Source organism: Bradyrhizobium sp. (assembly GCF_049581145.1).
Taxonomy (GTDB): Bacteria; Pseudomonadota; Alphaproteobacteria; order Rhizobiales; family Xanthobacteraceae; genus Bradyrhizobium.
In genome coordinates this window covers 1-1,812 of the sequence record NZ_JBAURI010000934.1, presented here as the reverse complement: position 1 = coordinate 1,812, position 1,812 = coordinate 1, and the positions used below count along the sequence as shown (strand labels likewise).

Sequence of the window (1,812 nt, the reverse complement as noted above, 5' to 3'; positions counted from 1 at the left end):
CTCCACGCCCTTGTCGAACTGCCGCAATCCCTGCACCAGCGTATGCTCCCACGCAAGATGGCCATAGGCGCAGTACCTGCATCCTGGATCGAAGTACTTTTCCTGACCATCTACAGTGACAATGGCGATCACGTCGTCAAACTGCCGAAAGCTTTCCCAACCCGGAACAAAGATTTGCTCGCTTCGATCCGGCACCAGCAGGAAGTAGCTCTTCATCCCCGCCGCTCGCGCCATTCCCACAAAAAGTTGGGTGAGTTGTGTCGCGCTGCCACGCTTTTGGTTTAGAACATCGGCAGCATTTTTCACTGCATGCCCACTCTCGGCTTTCTCTTCCTTCTCGTTGTGAGCTCGCGTGTAGCGCGTATTCTCTAGCTCCATTACCGCCGCATAAATCTTTCGCAGTTTCTGATCATCGTTCGCCGCGCCAGCGGTAATTTCCTCTGTCTTCTTCTTCAGCTCCGAATTTGGATCTGCGAAGGAGTCCATCCGCTTCGACCAGTCCTTGCCTTCATCCCTCCACCAGTCTGCCGTACTATGCTCCGCCGTGAAGTTGAATAGAACCCGATAGCTGAAACTCGCGATAGGAGGCATATAAGCCTCTTTCACCTCGGGCGGAACATCCTTAATTGTCAACTCAAAAACCTGAATTGGTTGCTGCGAAAAGTTGGAATGCGGGATATCGCGCCGTTCGACCTTAGCGTCCGCGGGAAGAATCGGGAACCAGGTGATCGTCGTGATAAGGCCGTGACTGTCCTGAAGATCCATTGAAGTTGGGTACCAAATGTAGTGCGCCTGCTTCACGTACAACTCTCCCTGGATATACCAGTCAGGTGCCTCATACATGTTGTCAGCAATTCGCGTGGCGTACCGGTACTCAATAATGCTTCCCACCTCAACATCCGGCAGCGTAAACACCCTCTCCTGCACCTTCACGTTCTCCCCATGCTCCAGCTGGCCCTTCTCCAGCACTTTGAGGTAGGGCTTCCCCGTGAAAGGAATGATCGTGCCATCCGCGTGGATCGTCCGTCCTGTAATCTCTGCGAGCGTTTTGTCATTGCCGCCGCTCCCATAGTCATCCGAAGTGCTGACAAACGGCAGCTCCACATTGGCATACTTCTCGCCGTCCTTGGTCAGGATCTTGATGCGCTCGTAATGAAACACTGAGTGCAGATCGTCCTTGGTCGTCTCCTCACGATTCAGCACCACCGCCGCCGCTCCTGGATATCCCGGCAACGAGGTCATCGATAGTTCCTCGGGTGTAGGCGCGGTGAAGCTCGCCACCTGCGCGTATGCCATCCCGCTCGCTGTCGCGGCCATCAATGCCCATGTACTTATCCGTCCTATCTTCATCGCCAGCCGTTCGCTCCCTCGTAGTCTGTGGTGTTTAGTTTCCGCGCTTCAAAATTGCCTGGTTGTCTTCATCCGCAGCGATGGCGGCAGCAAGCTGCTGCACCGCCGCATACTGTGCCGCCGGCAACGTCACCTGTCTCACGGTGTACGTGCGACTGTAGTGCAGCACCCGCCCACGCAACTCGGTCGAGCTCACATAGCTCGCGAATCCGACATCGATCTTGACCGGATCTGGCAACTCGTCCACCACGTATCCCTGAGGCAGCTCGATGTCATACTCATCGGTGCCTTGCATGGTCTGCTCCAGATCGATCTCCACGTGGCGCGGCTTGCGATCCACGTCCAGCCCATAGCTTCCAAGAACCCTCGGCCGAACCATCAGCAGCGGACCGGCAAACCTAGCAAAGTGGCTCGCCTGCAAATCAAACGTGGTCGTCAAATCCTTGTTCAGCGCATCCACGT

At 55.6% G+C, this 1,812-nt stretch carries 2 protein-coding genes; both read right to left on the bottom strand.

All coding sequences use genetic code 11. From position 1 onward, the window contains the following. Nucleotides 1–1,242 (bottom strand): transglutaminase domain-containing protein (locus WCB02_RS30540; RefSeq protein ID WP_423963891.1); only part of this gene is annotated, 1,242 nt, incomplete at its 3' end. A 142-nt stretch (nt 1,243–1,384) separates the two neighbouring features. Further along, on the bottom strand, nt 1,385–1,812 hold a 428-nt coding region (locus tag WCB02_RS30535; RefSeq protein WP_423963888.1), incomplete at its 5' end, for a hypothetical protein.